Origin of the sequence: Paraniabella aurantiaca, assembly GCF_050309965.1 — a bacterium.
Taxonomy (GTDB): Bacteria; Bacteroidota; Bacteroidia; order Chitinophagales; family Chitinophagaceae; genus Niabella.
Genome location: NZ_JBLOSY010000003.1, coordinates 248,271 through 267,455 on the forward strand (window position 1 = coordinate 248,271; position 19,185 = coordinate 267,455).

Here is a 19,185-nt window from a genome sequence, read left to right on the forward strand (position 1 = left end):
ATGCACACGCTACAGGATATTGCAGGCGCTCTTGGTTTATCGGCACAACATATACCGAAGGTTGCTATTTATACTTTACTTACAGACAGCAGGAAGCTTGTCAACCCCGAATCTTGCCTGTTTTTTGCATTAGCAGGCCCGCGAAGAGATGGACATGTATTTATACCCGAGTTATATAAAGCCGGACTGCGCTACTTTGTAGTTTCAGAAAAAGTCAATATAAAGAATTATCCGGATGCCCTGTTCCTGACGGTAGATAATGTACTGACAGCTTTACAAAAACTTGCCGCTTTTCACCGGTCGAAGTTTGACATAGAAGTAATTGGCATAACAGGAAGTAATGGTAAAACTATTGTAAAAGAATGGCTGTACCAGTTGCTACAGGCAGATAAAACGATCGTCAGAAGTCCCAAAAGTTACAATTCACAAATAGGCGTGCCTTTGAGCGTTTGGGAAATAGAACCGGCGAATGACCTGGCTATATTTGAAGCAGGCATTAGCCAACCCGGTGAAATGCAGCAGCTGCGGGAGATTATACAACCCACCATTGGTGTCATCACCAATATCGGGAGCGCCCACAGCGAGGGTTTCAAAAACAATACTGAAAAGCTGAAGGAAAAGCTGCTGCTTTTTAAGAATAGCGATATAATTATTGCCAACGGCGATGAGACGTTTATAAAAGAGCAGGTAGACCAGTTGGCCATACCGGTTTTTTACTGGGGAAAAAGCAAAGCGTGCAATCTGCAGGTAATTGCAATAAAGAAGAAAGCGGCCGGTACGGAAATAAACCTCAGCTACCAGGGAAATAAATTTTCAGTTCAGACATCTTTCACCGACGCAGCTTCCATAGAAAATATAATGACAGCTTGTGCGGTTACACTTTACCTGAAAATTGACAGTAACATTTTACAGGAACGCGTACCACTGCTCCAACCTGTAAATATGCGCCTGGAGTTTAAGAAAGGCAACAATAATTGCATTATTATTAATGACAGTTATAGTGCCGACCTGGACTCACTCTCGATAGCCCTGCATTTTCTACAGCAACAGGCTAAGGGGCTGCAAAAAACAGTTATTTTATCCGACTTTTCTCAAACAGGTAGTGATGCCGCACAGCTATACCAGAACATTTTGGAGCAGCTGCAAAAACATAAAATAGCGAGGTTCATAGGTATAGGAGAAAAAATGCAGTCGGTAATGCTTGCATTGATCACAACGAAAAAAGCAAAGATCGACTACAACTTTTTTCTTTCGACGGCCGACTTTATACAACACCTGCACTTCTTTAACTTCAAAGACGAAGCTATTCTGATTAAGGGAGGCCGTGTTTTTGAATTTGAGCAGATTGCATCGTTGCTGGAGCAGAAGGCTCATCAAACCATACTGGAGATCAATTTGAATGCCATTGCTCATAATTATAAGACGTTTCAACAGATGCTAAGGCCCACCACCAGGGTAATGGTAATGGTAAAAGCCTTTGCTTACGGAAGCGGCGGAACAGAAGTGGCAGGTTTGTTACAATATCATAAAGCAGATTACCTGGGAGTGGCTTATGCTGATGAAGGTGTTGAAATCCGTAAGGCCGGTATATCGATACCCATTATGGTGTTAAACCCCGAACCCAATGCATTTGATGCTATCACAGAGCACCTGCTTGAGCCGGATCTTTTTTCTTTTGAACAACTGGATGCTTTCGAAAAACATATACAGCAGTCAGGACTGAAACATTATCCGGTACATATTGAAATTGAAACCGGGATGAACCGGCTTGGATTTGCTACGGCCGATGTTAGTGTGTTGGCACAAAGACTAAAAAACAATAGCTTTCTGAAGGTGCAGTCTGTTTTCTCCCACCTTGCGGCCAGCGAGGATGTTGTGGAAGATGCATTTACCTTACATCAATATGAGCTACTGCAGCAAGCGGCCAGCCAATTGAAAGAAGATCTTGGGTATTCTTTTCTCACACATATTGCTAACTCTTCAGCTATTGCCCGTTTTCCAAAACTTCAAATGGACATGGTTCGCCTGGGTATTGGTTTATACGGCATTGCCGGAAAAAAAGTAGCCAAACAATTACAACCCGCACTTACGTTGAAATCAACCATTGCGCAATTAAAGCAAATCCAGAAGGGCGAAACAGTAAGTTATAATCGCCGGGGAGTGGCTACGCAAAAGTCTACCATTGCCACGGTAAGAATTGGTTATGCTGATGGTTACTCCAGGCGGCTTAGCAATGGTATAGGTTACATGCTCGTTAACGGCAAAAAGGCCCGGGTAATAGGCACTGTTTGCATGGATATGGTAATGATTGACGTAACCCATATAAAAGGCGTTAAAGAAGGGGATGATGTAATCGTTTTTGGGAATGGGCTTCCTGTAGAGGAATTGGCCAAAGCAATTGGTACCATCCCTTATGAGATCATGACTGGTATTTCGCAAAGGGTAAAAAGAGTGTATTGGAGCGAATAAAATGTTTTATTCCCCGACAGCTTATCTCTGGTTGACTCTTATCTGTTTAGTTGGTTAACCGCAGGGGAAAATGAGAAGCAGAGAAAACGCAGAATTATTGAGCAGTCACAGGCACTGTATGTGTTCCTGAGTTCCTCTTTAGCATTGAATTTTTAGCATTTTTATATCTAAACCAGGGAAAATTAAAAATTGAAATTTAAAAATTAAAAATCATCTTTGCAACCTTATGAAGGCAGGGAAGTTAAGTACATCTATTATTATTATTTTACTGATTCTCATAGTAGATCAGGTGGTTAAGATATATATCAAAACAAGTTATCCGGTGGGTGAAGTTACCCGGATTCTGGGCATGGATTGGGCACGTATACACTTCATAGAAAATAGTGGTATGGCCTGGGGCTGGAAGTTTGGTAATGAGGGCGGAAAGGTTGCTTTAACCCTGTTCAGGCTGGTAGCAGTTATTTTTGGCAGCTGGCTGATCGTAAAATTTGCAAAAGAAAAATACTCCCGTGGGTTTATGGTTTGCGTAGCGCTTATTTATGCCGGCGCTTTAGGCAATCTTATTGACAGTATGTTTTACGGAATGCTGTTTGACAAAGGTCTTCATTTTGATGCGGCGGTAGGCGACTATGTAGGTTATGGAGGCATTGCTTCTATGGGCGGCAAAGGCTACTCTTCTTTCCTGCATGGCAGCGTGGTAGACATGCTGTACTTTCCTATGGTAAAAACTACTTATCCCTCCTGGTTACCCTGGGTTGGTGGTGAACCTTTCGAATTTTTCAGTCCGATCTTTAATATTGCCGACATGGCTATTTCCACCGGCGTTATCACATTACTGGTTTTTCAAAAACGTTTTTACCGGAAGGTAGAAACCAGCACTCCGCTGGTAGAGCAGCAATTACAATAAAAAAAATATCCGCTGAAAAATGACTTCTCCAGCGGATACCGGTGTTTCTCTTAATATTTTATATCATAAGTAGGTATAAAAGTAAACTTTGTTAAAGATTTTACAAAAAAAAATGTATCCCTAATTTAGGTGATGCATTTTTTTAATATTATTGTTTTACAGGCTCATTCCTGCGAAAACGTTCAAAAATTGCTTTACTGGTTTTTTCGTCTATCGATGAAGAGCGTTTTAGCGTATTAATCAGATGTGTTACCTCATCAGCTGTTGCAGGACAACCCGCATTACTGCCATCCGGCATTTTAGCATCAGCAATAAGCCTTCCTTCAGCATCATAGATCAGCCAGAAAGGGATTCCTGAATCGGCAGGAGCGTGTTTTTTATACAAGGCTTCGGCTCCCGGGTTCTCCAGGTTCTTCTTATCCTTCGATTCGAGGATAGTTAGGTGCTCAACCACATAGTTCGCATCAAAAAAAGGTTTACAGGCCGGATCACTCATCGCAGCATCCATTTTTTTGCACCATCCACACCAGGAAGCATGAAAAATGATAAACACATTCTTTTTATCCGCTTTAGCTTTACTTAAAGCTCTTGATAAAACGGAATCCGCGGGCAAAGGTTCTTTCTGTGCGATTGATACCGCTGCAAAGGCAGTAAATAAGAGTAGTAATGTTAATTTATGGATCATCATAACAACTGAATTAATTATTAAAGGATAGTAAATAAGGAAGTTGCTCTTTTTTTAGACTTCAGCAAAACAATGATAGTAGTACCTTCGATGTTTTAAAGCGATATTGAAAATGACGAAACTCTCTGTAAATATAAATAAAATTGCGACCCTCAGAAACTCACGTGGGGGCAACAATCCTGATTTGGTGAAAATGGCAAAAGATGCGGAACGGTTCGGAGCGGATGGAATTACCGTGCATCCAAGGCCCGACGAGCGGCATATACGTTACGCCGATGTTCGCGATCTGAAACCCCTGCTAACCACGGAATTCAATATAGAAGGTAACTGCACCGAGCAAAAGTTTATTGACCTTGTTCTGGAAGTTAAGCCTCACCAGGTAACCCTCGTTCCCGATGCGCTGGGACAATTAACCAGTGATCATGGCTGGGATACTATTAAGCATAGAGATTACCTGGAAAATATCATCAGTATTTTCAAAGAGGCCGGTATCAGGGTTTCAATCTTTGTTGATCCTGATGAGCGCATGGTAGAAGGTGCTGCGGCAACCGGTACTGATCGTATTGAGTTATATACCGAAGGTTATGCGAGGTACTACTCTACCGATAGGGATGCTGCGATTGCTCCTTATGTTTTGGCTGCCAGGAAAGCGCAGGAGCTCGGGCTGGGGTTGAATGCCGGCCACGATCTGGACCTGAATAACCTGCAGTTTTTTGCAGCCAATATTCCCTGGCTGGACGAAGTAAGCATTGGCCATGCATTGATCTGCGATGCCCTATACCTGGGATTTGAAAACACTATACAGCTATATAAAAGGCAATTGGAGCGAAGTATTTGACCGGTAACTTATCCAACGTTTTGATCAGTTTACTCGTCAATAGCTTATATACATATAAAATGAGATTTTTTTTGTTTGCTGTTTTCTTCTTCGCCATCTGCTCTTCACATGCACAGCGTGTGGAAAGTATTCACTTTCATTTATATACTGACAGCCTCAAAAAAGGCACACATAATTATATCAATGTAGATGGAAAAATGAGTGACGGCAGCTGGAAACCGCTTACAGCCAAAGAGTTGGATTTCAAAACAGATTACGGCAAATTCGAGGGTAACGACCTGGTATTGCCCGACAATCCGAACGTTTCAAAGGTAACTGTAACCGCCAGCTTAAAATCTGATAAAGATAAAACGAGGCAGGTAGTGATCTGGATCAAGCAAAAACCTGATCCGCCTTTAACAGGTGACAGTGGGAGTCAGCGGAAGAAATACAGATAGGCAAATAGTTCATAGATTGTTGATTGTATAGATACCTGCCATGATCTATGAACTATAAGCTATCGAGAGAACTAGGCCTGAGCGGTCGGTCCGCCAAAGTTCACCGGGATCTGCGTTTCGTCCAGGTCTTTAATCGTGCCGTTCATGGCTTCGAATTTTTCAATATTATCCACCAATGCTTTCATAAAACGCTTAGCATGCTGGGGTGTAAAAATAATTCTTGATTTCACCCTGCTCTTAGGCGTTCCGGGCATAATGTTTACAAAGTCGAATACAAACTCGGCGTGCGAATGTGTAATTATAGCCAGGTTAGCATAAGTTCCTTCTGCCACTTCTTCTGAAATCTCAATATTCAGCTGGTTTCCTTCTTGTTGATTCTGCATGTTATTAATTTGGGGGTGAAGATAAAGAAAAAAGCCATTCCTGTTCAGGAACGGCTTTTATGAGTCAATGCATTCGATCTACTAAGGCACCACTAATACCCTAACACCCATTGGAATAATCTTCGTTCCATCGTCTAACGTGATCATAAAATGGAAAAACCGGTTGATCAATGCGCTATTAGCTGTTGGCTCAGGTACAGCGGTAGCCACAGCGGTTTGCAATGTCTTCACTTTAAATTCATCAAATGAAGATGAAAAGGTAGCTTTAGTTCCATTCCCCGCAATAGGGGTGCTTACATAAATACCCGATGCCGCAGTATTAGTAAAAGTACCTACTTTAAGTAAGTTCGCAGCACCTGTCGCCGAACTTGTATAAACAACCCTTGATATTTCCTTTATTGTACGTCCAGAATTTGCAGGAATTCCCAGTTCGATTGTGAATGTACCAGCTGCCTTGGAGCCTGTAACTGTTGGCACAACAAAGTTTTCTTTTTGATTTAGAACAGTAACAGGAATCTCAGGTTCATGATTGGTTATGGAAAACACCTCTTCTTTTTTACAAGAAATAAGAGTAACTAAAAAAAGACCAAAAAAAATATTGTAGAACAGTTTAAACATATAAATTAGTTTTATTGTATTGACATATTATAAACCCCACCAAACTTTTACATTAGTTTTTGGCCTTGGATTAGGTTGATTAGGATTATTCGCTTCTGTAGCCAAATAAGGTAATCTCTTAGGAATTGTGGTTGGATCATCTCCGGTAGCATTTTGAGCCACGGCAAGTACAGGATACCCAGTTCTCCTGTAATCGTTATAGGCTTCGACACCGTTTCCTACAAGAGAAATGTACTTTTGTGTAATAATCTGCTTAATTTTTTCGTCGTTAGTACCAGCCAATGTTACCACAGAAGGATTACCAGCAAAGTAAGCATTTATTTCTGCATCTGTCATGCCTGTCAAACGCATTGAAGCTTTAATTCCATCCTGGTAGTAAGTATTCGCGTCGCCGGTTATACCATACCGAACTGCAGCCTCTGCCAAGATAAATTTCACTTGATGATTTGTTAACAATCGTGCTGGCCCCTCTCCCGTTGTTCCAACAATATAAGCGTTATACTGAGATCTGTTAGCTGCTGCAACAGCTGCTACAGTAGCACCGTTATCATACGAGGTAAATACATTGTTAGGTTTTGTGTAAAACTTTGCCAATCTCACTGTATCGTTTAAAGATCTAGATAAAGTAAGAAACCTAGTACTTAACATCTGGTTATTTTTAAATGAACCAATGATATCGCGAACATAGCCTGGATTCTGGTTCCCGGCAGATGTTCCAAAAGGAACACTAAAGTTCAACGTATTATCATTGATAAAATTATTCCCAGCCAACACCGTTTCAATAGTAGACTTGGCCAACGCCGGCTCAACATTCGACATTTGCATTGCGAACTTCAAAATCAATGAATTTCCAGCTCTTTTCCACTTAGCAAGATCACCTCCGTAAATTGGGTCATCTGTAGTAGGTTTTAATATGGATGTTTTGTCAAGATCAGCAATTCCGTCCCTAATTAAATCAAAGAGGCTGGTTATTCCGGATGCCGCGTTGCCTTTGTAGATGTCCTGTTGAGCATCATATCTTGGAGACGTATTCGCCAATCCAAAGCCTGCCTGTGAGTAAGGAACATCTCCCCACAAATCTGTAACAAGTCCAAATGCGTAGGCCAATTGAATTTTTGCTATTCCGCTATAAGCAGGACTTGTTTCCTGAGTTTTATCTATCAATATTCTCAGGTTATTTATTATGCCATTATAAAGCTCAAAACTCCATGCGTTCGTTATACCGGTTTGGCCATCCAAATTATAAACATCAAAAGCTGTCCATTGAGCTATTGCTGCATTGTGTTGAACCATCAGCCCTGCCGCCAACCCCAACTGGTTAACGTTCGTGAACCCTATTCCCATTGACGTTGTTGGTAGCAAAACCTTCGGCTGCACATCCGTAGGAGAATTGGGATTCTGATTTACGTCAATGAATTTTTTGCAAGATGCCAGACTTAATAGAGACAACCCCACAAAAGTATATTTAGATATAATTTTCATCATAAATTTTTTAATAATATAAACTATTTAAAAAGTAACTTTTAAACTAGCTCCAAAAGAACGGGTATTAGGAGCACTTTGTAATTCAAGTCCTCTAATATTTCCCGCACCTTGTGTGCTCAGTTCCGGATCGATAGGACTATTAGGAGCATAGAAGAAGAGATTTCTGGCAAAAGCAACTAACTTCAAGCCATTTACAAACTTATTTTTAACACCAAGGTTTGCAAAATCATAACCTAATGAGGCCTCTCTAATTCTGAAGGTAGTTGCATCGAATACAGTGAACTCACTACCTCCAATTCCTCCCATATTTGTATTCCAATAAACCTGAGCCGGAATAGCGATATTATTTTGAACATAATTACCATTCCCCCTGTCTATTACACCAGGAAGAATTTTTGGACTCTCTCTATCGATTGCAGTTTCATACAAAGATCCGTTTGAGCGCAGAGTAGCAACAGTCCAAGACATTATGTCTCCTCCATACTTATAATCAAGAGTAGCAGACAAAGTGAAACCTTTATAGCTTACTGTGTTTACTAAACCAGCTATCCATTTCCTGTTAGGATCTGCCACTACTTGGTCAGTAATTTGTACTGCGAAGTTTCCGGTAGTGGAATCAATCAGGTACTGACCATCAGGACTTCTTGGAACCTTGCTACCTACTATTACACCAAGCGGATAACCAATTCTAGCAGAAGGAGAAACACCACCGAAACGCAATCCAGAAACGTTAGCTGTTTTTATATCTCCAAACAATTCTTTTACTTCATTTCTGTTCCTGGAGAAAGTGAAGTTCATTGTCCAAGTAACTTCTGAGTTTTTAACTGGAGTTATACCTAAACTTATCTCCGTACCCTTGTTATTAATTTTTCCCGCGTTTACATATTGGCTGGTATATCCACTAGCCGCAGGTATTGAAATAGACATAATCTGATTGATACTTGAAGACCAATATGCAGTAAAATCTAAGGTAATGCGATCTTTCAGCAATCCGAAGTTAGCCCCCACTTCAAAAGATTTTGTAATCTCAGGCTTTAAATTTGCATTAGGCAGGGTTCCAGATGCGCCAAAACCAGTCAATGTACCATAAGGGAAACTAAATGAACCTGTATTATTTCCAAAAGACCACGAAGAATAACTATTGTCTATGCTATACACCGGAGCATCATTACCCACCTGAGCATAGTTCAAACGAACTTTTCCAAAATTTAATACATCAGACCTTAGCTCTCTAAACGCTTCTGTGAATACGAAGCTACCACCTGCAGAATAATACAAGTAGGTATTGTTATTTACGGGTAAAGTAGATGATTGATCTACACGAGCAGTAAACTCTGTGTTCAAATAACTTTTATATCCCAGATTTAATTGCGCAAAATGTCCGAGAAGTCTTCTTTTAGAAGAATACTCTCCGGTTCCATTGAAATTAGAACCATTACTAACATTGTAGAAATCAGGAAGTGCCAAGCTGGATGATACGATATACGGATTTTGGAATACTCTTTGATTAATGTTCTGTCCCAGTAATAAACTTCCGCTAATGTCAGACCCAAATAGATGATCTTTTTTCAGATTGATCATTAAATCCCCGTTCAGCTCAGATCTCCAGAAAAAATCTTCAGTTACTTGTCCAAGACCGGAGCCAGCTGTAGATCCTAACGCTGAGATTTTTTTACGACGGTCTGTATAATAGTCTGCACCAATTCTGTAAGCCACATTTAACCATGGAGTGAAATCGTATCCGATTTTAACCTGTCCGATAAAACGCATCAAATTGCTTCTTAACGGATTATTATACGCCGCCCAGTAAGGGTTATCTACACCTGACACAAACCAGTTATTGCTTCCATCAGGGTTCTCATAATTATCTCTATAATAGTTAAGATTAGTACTTCTCGTAACCTGCCAAAGCCTAAACATGGCACTGCTTCCCCCATTTCCCTGAGTAGTACCATCTTGTATAGAGTTCATAACTTTTGCACTACCTGAAACATTAAGTTTTTCCGTGAGCTGAGAACCTGCATTAAACTCCACACTGTTTCTTATAAATTTAGTATTGGGCATTATCCCTTGTGTAGTACTATTATTTAGGGCAATATTGAAAAATCCTTTATCATCACCTCCATTAATTCCAAAATTGTTATCCCAAATACTTCCTGTTTCGAAAAAGCCTATCAGATTATCCTTATATGGTTGAAAAGGAATAACATCTCCGGCTTTATATTGTACTCCGTTAACAACCTGATCCGCAACGGCAATTAAACCGTTAGTGCGGGAAGGAGTCGAACCAAATTTAGGGCCCCATGAAAACGTTGAAGTGTTGTTAAAAATACCTGAAGCGCCCTGTCCATATTCATTTTGTAGCTTAGGAAATCCATATACCTTCTGTTGCGAATAAGAAGTAGATGCAGTAACCAATACTTTACCTTTACCTCCGGCACCTCTTTTCGTCGTAATGATAACTGCTCCACTTGCAGCTCTCGAACCATATAGAACGGCTGCCGCAGGACCAGGTAAAACGGATACCGACTCAATATTGTTAGGATTTAAATCATAACCTCTGTTTGCAGGTTGCACACCATACAAAGTGCTCCCCGTTTGATCCACATCATTGCTGATAGGGACCCCATCAACTACAAATAATGCCTGATTATTATTTGATATTGAAGTCATTCCTCTTAGGATAAAATTCACTGAAGCTCCTGCTGATCCGCTCGATCCAGCTATATCAGCTCCGGCTATTTTACCTTGTAAAAGAGATAATAGATTATTATCTCCTTTTTCTTGCAAAAGATCTGACTTAATTACCTGTGGGTTATAAGAAAGTACTTTCCGATTTCTCGATATTCCCAAAGCAGTAACTACAACGCTTTCCTGCAAGTCGCTTACTCGTTTCAATACAATAGAAGATGAGTTTGAGGCACTGACATCCAAAGATTGAAAACCAGCCGCAGATACTACAATTGTATTTCCGGACTTAAGAGTAAGATTAAATCTGCCATCGGTGTCAGCAGAAGTACCATTGGTGGTTCCCTTCTCTTGAATTGAAGCAAATGAAATAGGATTACCCTCTTCATCCATTACTTTACCGGTTATAGTTTTGGTTTGCGACCAGGCCATACTTGTTATCAGCAATAGGGTAGCTGTAAGCAGTAGCTTGAATTTCCTCATTTAAAACTTTTTTAAATTAAAATTTGAATACAGGGCTAAAACTATGTAAAATTTTAGTTAAATTAATATCTTGATTTCTTAAATGAATACTTTTTTTAGAAAAAATATAACATTAAATTATTTTTCTTAGAAAAATTCAAAAAACAAAACTGATGGATATAAAATATTAGAGGCGGCATAAAATATTTTGGAAAACATCAATTAAGTACATTATTAATTAAAGAATATTCTATAGAATAATTTATAAATACCTGTATATCATCAATTTGAAAAATAATTTATAAAAAAAAAATTATATCCTTCTTCACTAAATCAATAAAATCAGAAAAAATTATTGATCCAAATCAACCTCTTGTGTCTGTATTATTCAACACTCCTAGCGCTAAAAGATTTGCACCATAATAAAATACAAAAGGGTGACTTTAGAGTCACCCTTCATACGGAGCCCTAAAAAACTCCTTTAATCTTTTAAAATATGTTCGATATTACCTTGGACTATTATAAACAGCCTTGGCTGTAATATGGCGTGTGTCACCAGTGTACCCAAAATCAACATTAAATGTCCTGGTTGCCGGATCATAAAAGTTTTTGGATTGAACATAAGGCACTAAGCTTACATCGTCGGAGGCAAGAGTAATTGAGTTATCCGCATTAATTGTCATTTTGATAATAACGCTGAATAGTGCTGTAGTATTTAACTGAAATTCTACAGTGTTTGCACCCGTCGTTTGTATAACCCATTCCTTATTTGTAAATGAACCCCCTAAACTTGGGTGTGTCATGGTACCTGAAGCTAAATACTTACCATCATATCGATTTTTAATCAGTAGTGCGGCAACACCCGCCCCCTGGTTTGTAACAGTATAACCAGTAGAAGGAGCAACACTTTTAATTGAAAAACCCATGGCACTGCTAGTACCGATTAATGTGCTTGGCTTAAGCTTTACCTGTAAAAAACCAACACGTGTGCCTTTTTTAATTGTAACAACCGGATTAACTATTGAAACTGCCGATGGTACAGCGTAGTCCGTCTCGTATTCCTCATTATAATCTGTTACCAGGCTATTTTGTTGTTCAACAGTAACATTTATGTCTTCAGGAGCACTAACCGGCCCTCCAAGTTCAACTGGTACAAGATTTACAATAGTATCATTGCTAGAATTGTCAAAGGCCACAATCGCGAAATTGGGGGGAGCTGCAATAGTATTCAGCCCCAGGCTAATAACTTTCTCGCCATCTCTGATTGGCTGATACGTTCCATCATCAAATTGCTTGTCTTTAAGACAACCGGTTAACAGTATGACAGGAAGTATAATACCCGTTTGTATAGTATATAATAGTTTTTTCATTGTTTAAGTTGTTTTTAGGGTTGCCAAAACAATTTTCCTGTAAAAATATTAATGGTGCCTTCTGCAGCCACATTTGCGGCATTAGTTCTGCGCTCAATATCCGGATAAGGGAATCTAACGGGAAGAGTATTAGAAACTTTTGCAGGATTTGCAGAAATATATCCATTATCAGGTATCATATGTAAGCGATTAAGATCGAACCAGGCCTCCAAAACATCAATACCATTCAGAGCAATATATTTCTGATATGCAATAAATTTAGCCTTTGACGCCACAGTTGTTCCTGCATTGTCAAAATCAGAAATAGGGCCGCCATCCGGGTTTTGGCTTTCGTCCATATACCATGCAGCATCTTCGGCCGGTGGTCCATATTGGTTAGCATTTAACCAGACATAATTCTCGATAACTGCAGCCTCATATGCAGCTTTGGCATTCCCAGGCATCCAGCCTCTTGTAATGGCTTCTGCTTCCAGGAACATTGATTCAAAAGAAGGGAAAATCCATGCATTCTGAGTTGCACTTTTTGCAATACCAATACCTACTTTAGAGCTACCGCTTCCAGTCGGGTTATCAGAAGAGTTTGCGCCATAAGTAACACCTATAACTGTAGTTCCCGAAAGTGGCCTGTAATAGTTGATTAACCTGGTGTCAGCAGAATTTTCCAATATATGCACCATATATTGGTTGGCACGCGTAGTAGCACTCGCATCATTACCTAAAGGCGTGAACGCAAAATTTCCATAGAAAGGCGATTGTTTATTATCTGCATCAGCATAGCCGGGGTTAACATCAAAAGATTCTCCCGCATGTAACACACCGCCGTTCGCAACAATTTTCGCTATTTCCGGAGAAGGGTTAAATCCCGAAACCTCAGATTGTCTTATGCATAGTCTCAACCTATAAGTATTAGCCAATTTATTCCACTTCTCTATATCGCCACCGGTTGCTATATCAGACTTATTAAAAGCAGCCGTTTGTGTTTCATTCATAGGAGAATTAACATATGTGATTGCTGTATCTAACACTTTAAACAGGTCAGCATAAATCTCCTGCGCTTTATTGTATTTGGGCTGAGGGTTTTTATTTGACTGAAATATATCCCGATAGGGAACATTACCAAACATATCCACCAAATCCTGGAAATATCTCACAGAAAGAATCATCGCACATCCGGCGGTTACCTTATCATTAACCGCAAGCGCTTTTGTTTTTGCCAGATATAAATCATACAGGATATCGTAGTTGCCAATCCAGGGTGCGTTTGATGTGGTGTTGGGTACATTATAGCTTGTTTCAGACTGATCGATTGCATAGTCTCCCGGAACACCCCAATATCCCATCCATCTCATTAAAATGCTGGGGCCGCCACCCTGGTTCTCTGCTGCACTTTGAAGCGCCCCTGTAAATATGGGTCTGTAGGGGACATTTGCGTCAACTGCCTGATTAGGATTCTGGTTAACATCTAAAAACTTTTTACATGAAGTAATTGATCCTATAAAAATGAGCCCGCAAATAAATTTTATCGTATTTCTCATTGATAAAAGTTTTAATATTAGAATTGAATAGAAAGGGAACCTCCAAAAAATCTTGAAGCCGGAGATTGATAACTACTACTAACTCCATAGGTGTTGCCTGTAGAAGAATAGTTAAATTCAGGATCCCCCCATTGATTTGATTTGGGAACAAACAAGAACAGGTTTCTGCCAATTGCACTAACAGTTAGCTTTTTAATAACTGTTGATACCTTTCCCAATAAGTTTTCAGGGATTGTGTAGGACAAGTTTACCTCTCTTAGTCTTATAGCTGCGGCGCTGCTTAAATAGTTGGTCAGGATAAGCGTATTGGTCTTACCACCAGTCCAGAACGCATAATTTCCATCCTGAGTCATAATGTTGGTATTATCAACGTACTTTTCCTGCGCTTCATCCCAATAAACAGAGTTGGGGAATACAAATCTTTGTCTTCCATATGCTGCGCTTCTGGCAGAGATTCCCGAAAAATCCATGTCGGCCCCTACACCAGCAAAATAGGTATGCCCCGTTTTATAATCCCAGGTCATGGCAAAGCTGAGATTTCCGTAACTGAATGTTGGAGTTGCACCAACAACCCAAAGAGGTAATGTTCTCCCGAAATTTGAAGTTAGTTCAGCCTGATCAGGCAAACCTGTTACCGCATCCACAATCACTTTACCTGTAGCCGGGTCTCTTTTGTAGTCATATCCTTGAAATGCAAATGCATGTCCTCCCTCTTCAGCTACAATTGATACACCGGTTGATGAAACAGAGTTCTGGATGAAGCCGCCACTACCGCCAATGGATATTGTACTTCCATTCAAGGTCTTTGTTACCTTGTTATCATTATATGTAGCATTTACTTTTAAATCAATTTTTCCTTTTCCAATATTCACCAACGGAGTTAATCCGAGATCTAACTCCACTCCATAGTTTTTAAAGCTTGCAGCATTCGTTAAATAAAAACTATATCCTGATGCCGGAGACCGATTTACTGCTAAAATTTGATCGTCATTATTTTGATTAAACCAGGTTGCTTCAAAATTAATACGATTTCTAAGGAAACCCAGTTCAATACCAGCCTCAGTGGTTGTTACAATTTCAGGAGACAAGTTCGGATCAACATCAACGTTATTTGCAGTAAACCCTGGTGTTGTTTCATAAGGGAATCCGCTAAATTGAGAATAGGTAGGATCTAAAGCATAAGCACCTAAATTAACATTACCCGATTTTGAGTAGGCACCCCTCACTTTAAGATAAGATAAAGCATGGGCGTTTTTTAAGCTGCTGATTGCATCGGATAACACCAGAGACGCACTGACAGAAGGATAGAAAACAGACCAATTCTTAGAACTTAACCGGCTATCCCAATCATTTCTTCCGGTAAGCTCAACAAATGCCCAATTTTTATACCCAACACTTGCACTACCATACGCAGAAGCCAGCCTGTTCATAAATATAGAGTTCGCGCCTACTGTGGGTTCTCCCAATCGGAGATTTACATTATATACACCTTTAACGATCTGGTTATTACCTCCTGCACCTACAGAAGAGGACTTATCTTGTCTGATACTACCACCCAAAACATATTGTAAATTGATGTCGCCAAAATCATTTTTCCCATTTAAAAAGTAATCAAGATTTATTCTGCTGGAAAGTGCGCTGCCATCAAAAACTTTACCAGGGTTGCTTGTGTACTGTGTAGAAGGGCGATTAGCGTGTGTCCAGTCACTTACTTCAATAGCCCCCGTAGTATTTCGAAATGACTGAGAACTTACTGTTGAACTAACTTTTAGATTCGCTTTCAACCAATCTGTAATATCATATGCGGCATCAGCATGACCTATAAAATAATGCTGAGTTCCTTTTTGCCGTAAATTTCCAATAATCCAATAGGGATTCAGGGCAAAATCATTCCAATAATTGTCATACATAGACCACTTGTCTGATTGCCAGTTTTTGTACCTTGTTAAGGGAACATTATCGGGGGTCTGTAATACGGCAGACAATACACTTCCAACATAAGAGGAACTACTTGCAAACACACTGGGTAACAGTGATTCATTTACGATATCCCAGTTTTGTAATGTATAGTCAACGCCATATTTAATGCTGAATTTATTATATTCTTTACCTGCATTTAAACGAAAAGCAGTCCTTCTGTTTCTATCGTCAGGCATAAGCCCTTTAATGTTAGCATCAGTAACGCCAAAATAAAAGTTTTTCGCAGCATAAGAAAATTGATTTTGGATGGTCAACCCCGTATTCCAGAATTTCTTTTTATCCGAGGCAAATTGGTTAGAATAAGGGAACTCCTGGTAAGTACCATCTTCCAAAACAGGACCTACCTGCCGCATTGATCCGTCAAATCTCGGTCCGTAAAGCTGGTTTTCGGTAGGCCAATAAGTTATGTTACCGTAAGGATCATACCCCTCTCCTGCACCACCTCCAAACTCATGTTGAAGCTTTGGAAAAAAAGCTACTCTGGCTGCCTGCACAGTAGTGCTATAGTTTATAATAGGCTTATCGGAACCAGTGCCTCTTTTAGTATTAACGAAGATAACACCGTTTACCGCATCTGGTCCGTAAAGCGCCGCAGAAGCAGAGCTTTTTGACAACGTAGAGCTTTCAATATCATCGGGTGCGATGGTACTAAGAAAACTTAAAGGTACCGGTTGTCCATCCAATACTAATAAAGGTTGGTTGTTACCCGTTAAAGATCGGATACCCCGAATATTAATCTTTGCATCTTCAAAAACGCCGCTGTTTACCGTAGAAACGTTTACACCAGAAACTTTCCCATTCAGAGCCTGTTGAAAATTAGGCGCTTTACCTTTGGTAATGGTGCTGTTATTTAAAGTTGTGGCAGCTGTTCCGAGAGATCGGGCCTGCCTCTGTATTCCCAAAGCTGTGGTTACTATCACTTCTTCGATCACTTGTCCCTCTCCCTTTTTCAGAACAACACTTACCGTGTTTCCGGTAGCTGCTGTTTCTGCGGCGGTGTAACCGGTAGCAGTGATCACCAACACAGCACCGGGAGAAACTGTGATGCTAAAATTACCTTTTTCATCGGCGGAGACGCCTGTTTGGGCACCCTTTACTGATACGGAGGCAAAGGGAACTGGCGCACCTGTTTCGTCTAAAACAGTACCTGTAACCGTTCTGGTTTGAGAAAAAGCCAGAAAAGACAGCCCCGTTAACATTGCAAAAAGCAATAGAATTCTTCTCATTGAAAAACTTTTTGGTTAAAAAAATTGGTTAACTCGGATTAAAATGGAGTGTGTAATTGGAACACATTCCTTAAGTTTTCTAATACAAGTTAGAAGCTTTTTAACAAAAAAATCACCTTTTCTTAATAATTTATTACGAATTCAAACAAATACTTCTGTCACCTTTTTGTTAATTAATTGATATACAGTAAATTAAAAATAATCGTTAAAAACAATTGTTTTATAGAAAAATTGATGTAGATCAATGAGATTAATATCATTCTAATCTATTTAAAAATGAAACCCGCAAATCTCTTGAAGGCTACCTGAATTGGGATTAGCATCAGGTGTGCGGGCCAAACGATAAAATTGTCGCCTATTATATATAAATATTTTACCACATCAATTTTCTTTTCTTTATATTTAGTAACTATCTTATTTTTTTTAACCCTAATATTTTTATTTATGAAAGCATTCCAAAAACTAAGCTGCATTGTCGCAATTGTGGCTCTATTTAGTTGTACTAAAACAATTGTTGAAGAACAAAAACCGGAGGTAATTGAGCCACCAGAAGCTGTAATGACTTTGCCGGGCCATTCGGAAATAAGTTCGGGATACATTTCTTTAGATCCGGTTGACGGACATTACAAATCTGCTCTTTTTGATTTTGGTCCTCAACTGACACATCCCAGTTCAGGATATTTAACAGGGCAGGCCGGAGTCGGCATCAGCTCTATGTCCGCCAGGGATGAGGGCTTATCGGGGTTGACATTGACGGAGATAAATTCACGGCGTATTTACCATCTCTACCCAATGCAACATTGCCTAGTGGGCCTAGCTACAGCACACAAAAGGTATTGAATTGGACAGCATATGAGATAGATGTCCTAGGAACTATACAAACAGTGGGAAATACCACCTGGCAAAATATAGACCGATATACTTCACTATATTGGAACACATCAACCAATAAATACTATTCGCTCGATACAATAAAAGCCAAAGCAAAAGGCATCAAATTAAAAAACCCACTAAGTTCTACAATGCTTGATGGGCCAGTATTTGCTGTTAACAGCGATGGTATTCTTATTATTAAAGGAAGGATACTAATGAATACTAATTCACCTTCGGGAATGGCTATTTACCCATATGATCAGGCTGCACTAGATGACACCTATAGTGATCTTGGATCATACTATTTATATGGAAATATTAGTAATTATGTTTTTTTCCGAGCCAATAGTTTTGATGTTAATAGAGGTTATGGTCCCATAACCGAAGTGTTAAGTTATTTGCCATTTTCCGAAACTCCCGTCGGTAGTTTCAGGGTGGAATTTGGCAGTACTCCAGAAACACACAAATACTATGTTACGTGTGTTGGAAAACTCCAGGACGGCAGTGATTTTGTTTTAAATGACGAATTACTATCTTTTGGAATAATGTAGCGATACATACCTTTTTAACGCTGCTCATTTATTTAACTTAATAACTCATTCTATGAATCAAAAGTTTTGGTGGCTTTGTATCCAGGCATTTAGAGGTTATGAAGATATAGTAGAATTTACTGTTATTTTCAAGGGTACACCCACAGTCATGCCTGGATTTTAGAAGTACACCACTAAAGAATCCATACCAAGTAGCGAGAATATATTTAGTATTTCATGGTAAGTTACAGACATGCGCCTTGATGATATAGAAGTTACTCGACAGACATCGTACTTATCTCATAGGGTCGTGGGCTTCTCTTTCTTGACCAAAGCATTTACTTATTTTAATAGAACGTTCTCTGCCCGCAAACAAGTATTCTCTGCCTGGAGCTTTTTTAACGTTGTCTCAGGTTCATGTTTCTTTGATTGCCTCATAATGGGTGGATGTGGGGCGGCATACCCCACCTCTATTCATACTGATTTTACCCAGAGCTCTAATGCGGTCTTGCTTACTTCATAATTGAAGAATATCCTCTACTAAAGGTTATCCATTTTCTAACAGCCCGTACAACCCTGCAAGCAGGCAACTCAACGGTAGGTTGTTTGATCAGGTCACTTTCATTGTAAAGATCATACTTCCACATTCATCCCGCTAACGAATGTGTCGGTTGCCAATATATCTGAAATATAGGCTAC

Annotated in this window: 14 protein-coding genes; 6 read left to right on the top strand and 8 right to left on the bottom strand. The window is 39.7% G+C overall.

Annotation, left to right across the window (positions count from 1 at the left end; translation table 11 throughout):
* Positions 1–2,469 carry a bifunctional UDP-N-acetylmuramoyl-tripeptide:D-alanyl-D-alanine ligase/alanine racemase gene (locus tag ACLOAU_RS24295; protein WP_427864524.1) on the top strand — a complete coding sequence of 823 codons (2,469 nt, stop codon included), beginning with the start codon at positions 1–3 and terminating at the stop codon, positions 2,467–2,469.
* A gap of 226 nt (positions 2,470–2,695) precedes the next feature.
* Positions 2,696–3,376, top strand: a complete 681-nt coding sequence (locus tag ACLOAU_RS24300; RefSeq protein WP_427864525.1) for a lipoprotein signal peptidase — start codon at positions 2,696–2,698, stop codon at positions 3,374–3,376.
* Between the two features lie 148 nt (positions 3,377–3,524).
* Here ACLOAU_RS24300 and ACLOAU_RS24305 read toward each other — a convergent pair whose 3' ends face one another.
* Positions 3,525–4,064, bottom strand: a complete 540-nt coding sequence (locus tag ACLOAU_RS24305; RefSeq protein ID WP_427864526.1) for a thioredoxin family protein — start codon at positions 4,062–4,064, stop codon at positions 3,525–3,527.
* Positions 4,065–4,173: 109 nt separating this feature from the next.
* Here ACLOAU_RS24305 and ACLOAU_RS24310 point away from each other — a divergent pair, with 109 nt between their 5' ends.
* Entirely contained in the window at positions 4,174–4,899 is a 726-nt protein-coding gene (locus tag ACLOAU_RS24310; protein ID WP_427864527.1) for a pyridoxine 5'-phosphate synthase, read from the top strand.
* 59 nt (positions 4,900–4,958) lie between these two features.
* Positions 4,959–5,336 carry a hypothetical protein gene (locus ACLOAU_RS24315; protein WP_427864528.1) on the top strand — a complete coding sequence of 126 codons (378 nt, stop codon included), beginning with the start codon at positions 4,959–4,961 and terminating at the stop codon, positions 5,334–5,336.
* A 71-nt stretch (positions 5,337–5,407) separates the two neighbouring features.
* Here ACLOAU_RS24315 and ACLOAU_RS24320 read toward each other — a convergent pair whose 3' ends face one another.
* From ACLOAU_RS24320 to ACLOAU_RS24350, 7 genes are all read right to left on the bottom strand, one after another.
* Positions 5,408–5,719 carry a DUF3467 domain-containing protein gene (locus ACLOAU_RS24320; RefSeq protein WP_240847600.1) on the bottom strand — a complete coding sequence of 104 codons (312 nt, stop codon included), beginning with the start codon at positions 5,717–5,719 and terminating at the stop codon, positions 5,408–5,410.
* Positions 5,720–5,800: 81 nt separating this feature from the next.
* Entirely contained in the window at positions 5,801–6,337 is a 537-nt protein-coding gene (locus tag ACLOAU_RS24325; RefSeq protein WP_427864529.1) for a hypothetical protein, read from the bottom strand.
* A 27-nt stretch (positions 6,338–6,364) separates the two neighbouring features.
* Positions 6,365–7,822 carry a SusD/RagB family nutrient-binding outer membrane lipoprotein gene (locus ACLOAU_RS24330; RefSeq protein ID WP_427864530.1) on the bottom strand — a complete coding sequence of 486 codons (1,458 nt, stop codon included), beginning with the start codon at positions 7,820–7,822 and terminating at the stop codon, positions 6,365–6,367.
* A gap of 24 nt (positions 7,823–7,846) precedes the next feature.
* Complete coding sequence (locus ACLOAU_RS24335) at positions 7,847–10,993, bottom strand: SusC/RagA family TonB-linked outer membrane protein (protein ID WP_427864531.1); 3,147 nt, start codon at positions 10,991–10,993, stop codon at positions 7,847–7,849.
* Positions 10,994–11,478: 485 nt separating this feature from the next.
* Complete coding sequence (locus ACLOAU_RS24340; protein ID WP_427864532.1) at positions 11,479–12,342, bottom strand: BT_3987 domain-containing protein; 864 nt, start codon at positions 12,340–12,342, stop codon at positions 11,479–11,481.
* Between the two features lie 14 nt (positions 12,343–12,356).
* Positions 12,357–13,877 carry a SusD/RagB family nutrient-binding outer membrane lipoprotein gene (locus ACLOAU_RS24345; RefSeq protein ID WP_427864533.1) on the bottom strand — a complete coding sequence of 507 codons (1,521 nt, stop codon included), beginning with the start codon at positions 13,875–13,877 and terminating at the stop codon, positions 12,357–12,359.
* 17 nt (positions 13,878–13,894) lie between these two features.
* Positions 13,895–17,083, bottom strand: a complete 3,189-nt coding sequence (locus tag ACLOAU_RS24350) for a SusC/RagA family TonB-linked outer membrane protein (protein WP_427864534.1) — start codon at positions 17,081–17,083, stop codon at positions 13,895–13,897.
* Positions 17,084–17,527: 444 nt separating this feature from the next.
* Between ACLOAU_RS24350 and ACLOAU_RS24355 the strand changes: the two genes are divergently transcribed.
* Positions 17,528–17,923 (top strand): hypothetical protein, encoded by a 396-nt coding sequence (locus tag ACLOAU_RS24355; RefSeq protein ID WP_427864535.1) that lies wholly within the window; start codon positions 17,528–17,530, stop codon positions 17,921–17,923.
* Positions 17,920–18,507 (top strand): hypothetical protein, encoded by a 588-nt coding sequence (locus tag ACLOAU_RS24360; protein ID WP_427864536.1) that lies wholly within the window; start codon positions 17,920–17,922, stop codon positions 18,505–18,507. Before ACLOAU_RS24355 ends, ACLOAU_RS24360 begins: the two co-directional genes overlap by 4 nt.
* Positions 18,508–19,185: the final 678 nt, after the last annotated feature.

Coding starts and splice junctions, on each gene's coding strand:
- ACLOAU_RS24295 (WP_427864524.1), top strand. CDS start 1: ATGCACACGCTACAGGATATTGCAGGCGCTCTTGGTTTATCGGCACAA.
- ACLOAU_RS24300 (WP_427864525.1), top strand. CDS start 2,696: ATGAAGGCAGGGAAGTTAAGTACATCTATTATTATTATTTTACTGATT.
- ACLOAU_RS24305 (WP_427864526.1), bottom strand. CDS start 4,064: ATGATGATCCATAAATTAACATTACTACTCTTATTTACTGCCTTTGCA.
- ACLOAU_RS24310 (WP_427864527.1), top strand. CDS start 4,174: ATGACGAAACTCTCTGTAAATATAAATAAAATTGCGACCCTCAGAAAC.
- ACLOAU_RS24315 (WP_427864528.1), top strand. CDS start 4,959: ATGAGATTTTTTTTGTTTGCTGTTTTCTTCTTCGCCATCTGCTCTTCA.
- ACLOAU_RS24320 (WP_240847600.1), bottom strand. CDS start 5,719: ATGCAGAATCAACAAGAAGGAAACCAGCTGAATATTGAGATTTCAGAA.
- ACLOAU_RS24325 (WP_427864529.1), bottom strand. CDS start 6,337: ATGTTTAAACTGTTCTACAATATTTTTTTTGGTCTTTTTTTAGTTACT.
- ACLOAU_RS24330 (WP_427864530.1), bottom strand. CDS start 7,822: ATGATGAAAATTATATCTAAATATACTTTTGTGGGGTTGTCTCTATTA.
- ACLOAU_RS24335 (WP_427864531.1), bottom strand. CDS start 10,993: ATGAGGAAATTCAAGCTACTGCTTACAGCTACCCTATTGCTGATAACA.
- ACLOAU_RS24340 (WP_427864532.1), bottom strand. CDS start 12,342: ATGAAAAAACTATTATATACTATACAAACGGGTATTATACTTCCTGTC.
- ACLOAU_RS24345 (WP_427864533.1), bottom strand. CDS start 13,877: ATGAGAAATACGATAAAATTTATTTGCGGGCTCATTTTTATAGGATCA.
- ACLOAU_RS24350 (WP_427864534.1), bottom strand. CDS start 17,083: ATGAGAAGAATTCTATTGCTTTTTGCAATGTTAACGGGGCTGTCTTTT.
- ACLOAU_RS24355 (WP_427864535.1), top strand. CDS start 17,528: ATGAAAGCATTCCAAAAACTAAGCTGCATTGTCGCAATTGTGGCTCTA.